The following is an 8,783-nucleotide window of genomic DNA, read 5'->3' on the forward strand; positions in this document are numbered from 1 at the left end:
GCCCAATACTCTACCACCTCCCAACGCCTTAACCCAAAGCGCCCTAGCCAAGCTAGAAACTCAGAATCTCGAAATTCAGAAGCTTTACGGTCGAATCCGTTGGCTGACGGGGTTTTCTGTCGGCGCGCTTGCCATGACAGCAGGCTTAACTTTTCTGGTGTTGGGTTCTCGTTTCTTGCCCGATGGGTTATTGCCAATACCATCAGCACAGCGATCGCTGGTTGAATCCGTTTCGCCCCGACATTGAGTCTCACTCTTTAGTGTCGGTTCGTCGATCGATCGGTTCGCGGTAGGATTGAAAACCGAACCCGGATCGCTATTGAGCCTCAATTTCATGTCTCGATCGAAAGCCCTACAATACTATATCTTCACCCGAGTGCTGCTCGCCCCTCTGATGCTGTGGACGATTACCACCTCGGTGTTTTTGCTGCTGCGGGCAACCCCCGGCGATCCCGTCGATGCCATCTTAGGCCCTCGCGCCCCCGAAGCGTTTAAAGAAGAACTGCGGCAACAGTTGGGACTGGCCGGGTCGCTTTGGGAACAATATCTCAACTATATGGGGCAACTACTGCGCTTCGATCTCGGTGAATCGGCGACCAGTCGGGGACAAGATGTCTGGGAGATTATTCAAAACTTTTTCCCGGCCACGGCAGAATTGGCAGTGTGTAGTATGCTCGTCGCGATCGTCGTGGGCATTTGCGTCGGTTCTCTGGCGGCTTCGAGACCTAATACGGCGATCGACGTTGGCGGTCGGCTGTTCGGCATCATTACCTACTCCGTGCCGATGTTTTGGATGGGAATGGTGTTGCAACTGATTTTTGCCGTCCAGTTGGGCTGGTTTCCCCTGGGCACTCGCTACCCCCTGACCCTACCGACTCCGACCGGGTTGACGGGATTGTATACCCTCGATAGTTTGCTTGCCGGAAATCTCAACCAGTTTTTTGCTGCCCTTCACTATCTAGCCCTGCCCAGCCTCACTTTGGGGATTTTGCTCAGTGGGATTTTCGAGCGCATCGTCCGGGTAAACCTCAAGCAAACCCTGCAAAGCGATTACGTCGAAGCTGCAAGGGCCAGGGGCATTTCCGAAGGGCGAATTTTAGTCGCCCACGCCCTGAAAAATGCCATGATTCCGGTGATTACGGTCTTGGGACTCACCTTTGCTTCTCTGTTGGGGGGAGCGATTTTAACGGAGGTGACATTTTCCTGGCCGGGTTTGGCAAGCCGCTTGTACGAGGCGATTTCCTCTCGGGATTATCCTACCGTTCAGGGCGTGACGATCTTTTTTGCGGCGATCGTCGTGGTGGCGAGTATTGCGATCGATATTTTAAATGCTTACATCGATCCGCGGATTCGGTATTAATTGCGATAATGACGCTAGATAAAATTGCGTTTCGGCGTTTGCATTGTTGGCTCGATCGTTTTCTTACAAATCATTATTGACTTCAAAAAAGATTGAAATATTGTATGTGATGTGGAGGTCGCAAGATACAATGTAGTTTGCAATACATACTTAATGTGCCAGTTAAATTGGCGGAATATAGGATTTAATATAGGATTTGATTTGCCGCTAATATGATATTATCAGAAACGCTATAAAAACTAATACATCTAAAGTGAATCTCTAATCTTTAAACGAAGTTATAAAAAATGAAAGAACAATTTACAAAGTGGTTAAATCGAATTTTGGTCGCTGATGTATTCTTTGTCTTTCTAATTTTTGGGTGGTTTGCGATCGCCGTTCTGGGAAAATCGACAGGTATATCCCTCGGATGGGAACTTTGGCTAAAACTGTGGCAACCCGTTTTTAATCCCGCTCTCGGTTTGCTGATGGCTGGAGCCATTCTCAGTGGGATTATGAATTGGGTTGCCAAACGATTGAATCCGGATGTGTAAACTGAATTCCGATTGCTAAAAATAGAGGGAGAGAAAGAGTCCCAGTCCTATACCGCAAAATACTCCGACTCCCCCGCTTCCGAGTTGTTACGCACTCGGGCAGATGACAAAAGTAAATGGAGAATGCTCTCGATCGTCCAAGGTCACTTCTAAGGTATAAGTTTGCTGGGGCTGCACGTCAAATAGCTCGACGCTCAAAGAACCTGCATCGGTACGTTGGGCTGTTGCCAGAGCGCCCGCGCCCTTGAACTGCAAACTTCCCCCTTCTGGGAGATGAACTTGAACTCGCAACTTACCCAACCAACGGTCTGGTTGATATTCAGCTTCGAGGGTTAGTACCCCCGCCTCTGTCAACCATTCTCGGGTCGATCTAGGCTCGCTGGCAGAAACTCTCAGCTTAAGCGTCTTCAAAATTTCTCGAGCTGCCATCAACGACAAAACCATTTGCTGTTTTGGGGTTGCGACTTCGTAAGCTAACGGATGACTCTCTTGTTCGCCGCCGCCAAAACGAACGGGTCCCATTGCCACCATCCCAGCGAGTTCGTAGAGTTCCGAGGAGCGATCGGGAAAGAGTTCTTCCACCGCTCGCACCCATTTTTCGCCTTCCCGAACCGAGGCATTCACGACCTCTTGACACCGAGCCAGTAGTGACTTTAACAGCGTTTCGGGTAAGGCCACTGGAAGTTGAAGATTTTTGAGCTGAGTTGTCCACAGCCGACTGGGAACTCCGACGGTCACTAGCTCGTCGAAAGTATCGGTGCTGTAGTCGCGCACCTCAGTTTCCCATGGAAACAAAGGAGGGGCTTTTTGAATTTCTGTTTGGAGTCGGCGCTTGATTAACGCTTCAAAACGGTGTTGCACGGTTGGTATTTCTCCTAAATGATTGGATTGACTGTCTGGATGCGTCAGTAACTCTTCTTGTTCGTTGAATTGTGCATCGAGAGAAGATTGCTCTGAGTTAAGGGGGTCTAACTCTTCTTTCCCAAGGTTTGCTATCTCCTCCGGATCGAAGTCGGGGGAACGAGCTTCGCACCGATGGTGCTCTCTCCCTATCTCGGTTGAGGGGATTTCGCTTTCCACAGACTCTCGATTCAGCCAAGCCAAGAAACGGCTTTCGTCGTCTCTATTCATGTCATTATTCATTAGTAGATACACCTTCTCCGGACAGTTATCGCAATCGTTAGGGTTGGTTGCGTAGCTCCCACACGTATTTGAGTAGTTTAAACCACCGCTTTTTGAGCTGGGATGGCGTACATCCCAATCTCCGCGAGATTTCAGAGTCGGGGAGTTTTTGGCATTTGAGTGTCAGTAATTCCACTTGTTCGGAACTCATCTTTTCGTGTAATTCTTCCCACTGACTCGGTGTCAGCCCCAAATTTCGATCGAGATCGACCTCCAACCATTCATGCACCAATTCCCAATGATGAGAAAGAGCAAATCGAGTTAGGTGGTAGCGAAAGCGCTGTTGTAAGTAATCTCGCTGGCGGGGAGTAATGCTGAGAATCGTTTCAATTTCGTGAGTCGGTAAATCCTGCAAGCGAAGAACGAAATAGTCCGCACACAGGCTTTGCTCCTGCTCGTCTAAATAAGCAATCAGTTCCCGAATCACTGTTTGACGCAGCAAGTCAGCACCGGGGTCGGGTTCTTGAGAGACGATCTGTTCGCGCACTTGCCCGACCGACGCATCATCGCGATGGGTATCGCTATCGGACATCGTCCCTTCTGCCGCGCGATCCATATCGATGCTTGTTTCCGGGGGCTGTTGCTTAGAAAAGGTTTGCGCGCGTAAGATAATCAGTTGTTGGCTGCGACCCCGAGGCAGAGAAATGCGACGCTTGCCGTAACGTTCGGTAAACGACATATATTCCGACACCTCCAAAAGGGTTTTCGGAGAATATGTCGCACTCAGTTCGGCTTCCCGTCGCAGGGCATTGAGCGCTTCTGCATAAAAGGTTTGCAGGAAGTCTTCGATCAGGAGCACTCGTGCTTGATAGCTCGATTGCGTGTGAGATGGTGAAATATAGCGATAGACGATCGCGCTGAGAGTACCATGGAGTTCCACTCGCCCGCGAAGGGAACCGAGTTGGTAATAGTCCAGGCATTGTTTGAGGCGATGTCGCGCCAGTTCGGTCGCCCAAGCTTCTAATTTGCCCGACGAGCGAATGCGCTCGCTTTGAGTACAAGTGCGAGCAACTTCTGCTGATAGCCGCGTGGCGACATCCTGACAATTTTGCTCGGAGGCACTTGTCGAGTGTCTGAGTTCGTCAAACACTAGTTGAAATGTGGCTTCTTCGCTTTGGCGAATTGCCTCATGCTGGCTTGCTGTCAACATAGACCCTAGCATAACTTCAATCAAATCAGCCTCAGTAGTGTTCGGGGAAATTGGGAACGAGCGATTACGAATGTCTGTGGTCTTTGTAGATGCTTACGCCAACCCGATCGAGAGATTTCGCTGTAGCGACTCGGGGCGAGCGACAAACCGAGAGGTTGAATGTCTGTTGATGTATTCTCGATGTACCCTGTGTCGATCTGGTCAAATGTTATTTGTATTCGGTTGAATCCCGAGACAAAGCAATGGCTTCGCTTTAAATAAAATCCATCATCCCCGGTCGGTTTTTCCCCGCCAGCATTTCTTGACTGCCCGGCTGTAAGTTTCCCTAAACCGCTACACTCAAATTAATCCCAGTTGCTCCAGCACGTCGAAAATGAATGTAGATGCACAAATTCGAGTCCTCATTGAGAATGCCCCCCAAGACGGCACAACTCCTCGTATTATCCAGACGATCGCTCCCGTACTCAAAGCAATCGCCGGTCAACTCAGTCATGCCCAATACTATATTTTGCAAACTCTAAACCAAGACTGGGTACTGACTACCTTAAGTAATCGCGCCCAACCCGATCGAGAAAAAAAGGCGATTTACGCTTTCTCAACTTTAGAAGATGCAAAGGCGAGCGTTCGCACCCCTTTAAATCCTAACCTAGTCGCGGTTGCACTGCCTGTTACTCATATTTTGTTTCAAATGGTGGCGCTGGAAAATGTAGATAGCACCATTTTTTTTGATATTCCAGGTAATGGGGATAAGGGAACTGAAGTTAAGCGATCGGATTTGCAACGCTTGATTCAAATCCAGCTTCAGCAAAAACTCGGGGCCACCGGATCTCGGATTCCACCCAACATGGCTTGAACTACAGACAATGCCGTTCGCGGTGAAGTTGAGTGTGGGGAAATCGTAACGACTCAGTCGTACGATAGTTTCTAGGCATTGGGTTCGGGAGAACGAGCTAGCTCGTTCCCGGTCGAGATTGCCTGGATGCCTCATTCTCAATCATCTTGCCTCGATTGGGTGATGCCTCACTCTCCCAATGTCAAACTCGGCAGACTGAGAAATTTAGTAAAGGCGATTGAGGACGTAATCGGCTAACCCGGTTAACATTCGTCGGTGCGAACATTTCGGCAGTCCATCGAGTTTGGTCACGGCAAGCTGGGCTTGCTGGGTCGCGAGTTCGCGCGATCGCTCGATTCCCCGACTCTCTTCGATAATGGCGATCGCTTTTTCTAAGTCTCCCGCTTCGGTAAATTCTCGCGCAATTAGCGTTTCTAAGGAGGGTTGCTCTTCTAAAGCGTAGAGAACCGGAGCTGTTAGATTCCCACTGCGCAGATCCGCAAAAGCCGGTTTCCCAAGGGTTTCTGTGGAGCTGGTGTAGTCTAAAATATCATCGACAATTTGGAATGCTAATCCCAAGTGACGACCGTAAGCATACAAATCTTGGGCGATGTCATCGCTGACTCCACTCAAAATCCCTGCCGCTTTACTGCTATTTGCAATTAGGGAAGCAGTCTTATAATAACTTTTGTCTAAGTAGGCATCGATGGATAAGTCAGCATCAAACTGACTCAGGCTTTGGCGAATTTCACCTTCGGCAAAATCCTTAATCACCTCTGAGAGTAACTTGACCACTTCCAAACTATCGAGGTTGGCCAAATACCAAGAGGATTGTGCAAATAAAAAGTCTCCCGCAAGAACCGCGATTCGATTGCCGAAGTTGCTGTGAACAGTTGGCAAACCTCGCCGCACTTGAGATTCATCCACGACATCATCATGTACTAAACTCGCAGTATGAATCATTTCTGTAATCTCAGCCAAGCGACGGTGGCGCGGGGTAATTTCCCGATCGGGCATCGTCGCACGGGAGATCGACAGTACGATTGCGGGTCTGACTCGTTTTCCCCCTGCCTCGAACAAATGTTCGGCTGCCGCGAATAGGATGGGGTGACGCGCGCCGACAAGTTGCTTCAAGTTTTGGGTTAAAACTTGCAGGTCTTCTTCAATCGGCGCAAAAAGAGAGGTAGCTAAGGTCATGGGTCAGCCGACTCGGGCGTAAAGTTACGAAATTTTACATATCTTGTATCTATTCTAAGCGAACCGCTTCGAGTAGGGAAGTTATGCGGATAATCTGGCGGGTGAATTCTGTTGAGTTCGCGCCGATCGAGGGGTTGAAATTCAAGCTACAAGCTAGTAGTCTGCCACAGAAATTAGGACCGGTTATTCGATCGGGGTAATCCCGCACCTGGTTCCCCCCGACCTCCTACCTAGTCAAAACCAGTGTGATGGAGTACTAGCACGGTACGAACTCACCGGCGGAAATTCTCAAGTCGATTTAAGATCGATCGGGCACATTAATACATCTTGACGTTAATGTCATCAGGGTTAATATCAATGGCATGAATAGCTAGACTCCCCCGGCAAACTCCTCTAAGATACGAATGGCTTTTCTGCTGGGTTTGCGCAGAGATTTTCGAAAAAGTAAAGAATTGTGAAGTCTTATGCCTTGACTTCTCAAAAACTCCAGAGTCTTGTGCTAGACTTGATTGTAAGGATTGTAATAATTCCATACATACAACGCGAATAAATATTGTGGGGAGCTTCCTGAAAGCACCTACAGTCTCTTTTGGGAACAAAGATCTGGTAATGAGAGCGGCTCGATTTCTGAGAGCTAACTCGAGATCCCTTAGAGAGACGGTAATGGTTTTGCCGATCGGCTGGTGAGGTAGCCAAAGTCGAAACTGAAGTTCTGATTTCAGTTCCGTCGGCACTTGGCAAATTCTTAGGAATCTCCACAAGAACTGTCCGTAAGTAAGGGAACGTAACGATCCCTGCAGTACTTATTTCGATCGGCATCCGATCTCCCGATTGTGGGTGGGGGTGCTGAGACATCGTTATTGGTTATTTCGACCGTCCTCTGCTTTCCTTCTGGCCGTCCTATGAGTTTTCACGATATGCCCCTAATCATTCCTATCTTAGCAACAGGTTACTTGCTCGCAATCCACGTACTGTTGATGTTAGTGCAAAGAAAAGCGAAAGAATCCAGTTCTTAACGCCTAATGCCAATATATTCGATTTGTACGTATCCAGTATTGCGAGAGACAGAACCTACAATGTGCGCCTAGCACCATCGCTATCTCCCAGGTCTAGCACCTGGGAGTACTGTTTTAAGAGTCTTGGGGAAGCAAAACTCGCTCGCTCTATTAGAGGTGGGACGCTGTGAACGGATATAGGACTCTCAATCACAGAAGAATTAGATTCTATCCCATAGCCCACTCGAATAGGTTATGGGGTCAAACCCCGTCATGGATGGGAAGACATGGGAAGACATAGGTCGCACGTCGGAGTGCTTCATTTGCTCTGCTGTTGAAAGAGAGCTGAGTGCCCTTCGAGCCAGTGTAGAACGTGAGAATTAACGATCTCGGGATGCTCGTCGTGAGGGCAATGACCGGCATTGGGAATAGAGATAAACTCGATCGACGCAGACGAGTGGGTTTGCTGAAAGATTTGCCCTCCTTTGACTGGAGTCCAAGGATCGTTTTCTCCCCACAAAACCAGTAGCGGGCATCGAACCTGCGGCAGTAACTGAGCTGGGGAAGGTCCAGCGGGAGCGGTGAGGATAGAAGCAAAAACCTGCCCCGCGCCCGCATCGCAAGAGGGTCGATAGAGCAACTCCACTAGTTCGTCTGTCACGGCCCCGCGATTGCGGTACACCTGGTATAAGGTGCGACGAATACGGTGTTTGGCGCGGATACGATCGAACAAAAACGGTCCGATCGACTTAGAGGCAATCAGTTTTGTAAAAGACCCCATAACCCATCGCAGAGGAAAGGTGAGTTCTTCCGGTCGATGGTTAAGGCCGCCAGCACAGTTGAGCAGCACTGCACCAGCCGTCATTTCCCCGTGGTGGGCGGCCATCATCAAAGCCAGCAATGCCCCGATGGAGTTGCCAATCCAAACCGTGGGTCGATTGATGTGGGTTGCCCAGAACTCTTGAAGTAAGGACTGCCATAGTTCTAGGCTATAGGAAATAGGCGCTTTATCAGACCCTCCGAAACCGAGTAAGTCTAAGGCAAAGACTTGGTAACCCGCTTGTGCCAGTACGGGAATATTTTTGCGCCAGTGTCCGATGGAAGCACCGAAACCGTGAATTAGGACTAAGGGTTGACCGGTTCCGATCGCGGCATATTGAATTTTATGACCTTGCCACTGCCAAAACTGTTTTTTGATGGCATTGGTCTCTATTACTTGTTGAGTCGTCACGATATTTTAGATTAAGGTTGCTTCATATATTTTGATAAACTTATATTAATCCGATCTGGGGTGCTTGTGGGACGAACGTCCCCCTGTGGCTCTTGTTCCCGATCGACGATCTGAGATAACAAAGCATCGGTCGCGATCGTGATACAATGGTCGCGATTCCATATCTCCTCAACGTCCGCAACAACAGCCACCCAAAATCGAGATTTCAGCAAAGTGTAAGTCATACTCAGCCTCGATGGCATCACCGCAACATCTGGCGATCCTGAAAGAAGGCGTCAATATTTGGAATCAATGGCGAGAGCA

General features: G+C 49.1%; 9 protein-coding genes. 4 read left to right on the forward strand and 5 right to left on the reverse strand.

Features of this window, described 5'->3' with window-relative positions:
- The 3 genes from IQ235_RS11415 to IQ235_RS11425 all read left to right on the forward strand — a co-directional run.
- Window positions 1-247 (forward strand): hypothetical protein (locus tag IQ235_RS11415; protein WP_264321589.1); only part of this gene is annotated, 247 nt, incomplete at its 5' end.
- An 87-nt stretch (window positions 248-334) separates the two neighbouring features.
- Entirely contained in the window at window positions 335-1,360 is a 1,026-nt protein-coding gene (locus tag IQ235_RS11420; protein WP_264321597.1) for an ABC transporter permease, read from the forward strand.
- A 287-nt stretch (window positions 1,361-1,647) separates the two neighbouring features.
- The gene (locus tag IQ235_RS11425; RefSeq protein ID WP_264321590.1) at window positions 1,648-1,893 is read left to right on the forward strand and encodes a DUF8620 family protein; all 246 of its coding nucleotides are present in this window, start codon (window positions 1,648-1,650) and stop codon (window positions 1,891-1,893) included.
- 87 nt (window positions 1,894-1,980) lie between these two features.
- On the opposite strand, the gene IQ235_RS11430 is transcribed toward IQ235_RS11425, so the two are convergent.
- Window positions 1,981-3,024, reverse strand: a complete 1,044-nt coding sequence (locus IQ235_RS11430) for a hypothetical protein (protein WP_264321591.1) — start codon at window positions 3,022-3,024, stop codon at window positions 1,981-1,983.
- Between the two features lie 49 nt (window positions 3,025-3,073).
- On the reverse strand, window positions 3,074-4,225 hold the full coding sequence (hetZ, locus tag IQ235_RS11435) for a heterocyst differentiation protein HetZ (RefSeq protein ID WP_264321592.1): 1,152 nt from the start codon (window positions 4,223-4,225) through the stop codon (window positions 3,074-3,076).
- A gap of 373 nt (window positions 4,226-4,598) precedes the next feature.
- On the opposite strand from hetZ, the gene IQ235_RS11440 reads away from it, so the two are divergent.
- Window positions 4,599-5,078 (forward strand): hypothetical protein, encoded by a 480-nt coding sequence (locus IQ235_RS11440; protein WP_264321593.1) that lies wholly within the window; start codon window positions 4,599-4,601, stop codon window positions 5,076-5,078.
- A gap of 204 nt (window positions 5,079-5,282) precedes the next feature.
- Here IQ235_RS11440 and sds read toward each other — a convergent pair whose 3' ends face one another.
- The 3 genes from sds to IQ235_RS11455 all read right to left on the reverse strand — a co-directional run bounded on the left by sds (window position 5,283) and on the right by IQ235_RS11455 (window position 8,704).
- Window positions 5,283-6,254: a solanesyl diphosphate synthase gene (gene sds, locus IQ235_RS11445; protein WP_264321594.1), complete on the reverse strand. Its 972-nt coding sequence runs from the start codon at window positions 6,252-6,254 to the stop codon at window positions 5,283-5,285.
- A gap of 1,314 nt (window positions 6,255-7,568) precedes the next feature.
- The gene (locus IQ235_RS11450; RefSeq protein ID WP_264321595.1) at window positions 7,569-8,480 is read right to left on the reverse strand and encodes an alpha/beta fold hydrolase; all 912 of its coding nucleotides are present in this window, start codon (window positions 8,478-8,480) and stop codon (window positions 7,569-7,571) included.
- An 11-nt stretch (window positions 8,481-8,491) separates the two neighbouring features.
- Window positions 8,492-8,704 carry a hypothetical protein gene (locus tag IQ235_RS11455; protein ID WP_264321596.1) on the reverse strand — a complete coding sequence of 71 codons (213 nt, stop codon included), beginning with the start codon at window positions 8,702-8,704 and terminating at the stop codon, window positions 8,492-8,494.
- Window positions 8,705-8,783: the final 79 nt, after the last annotated feature.

The organism is Zarconia navalis LEGE 11467 (assembly GCF_015207075.1).
Lineage (GTDB): Bacteria > Cyanobacteriota > Cyanobacteriia > Cyanobacteriales > Geitlerinemataceae > Zarconia > Zarconia navalis.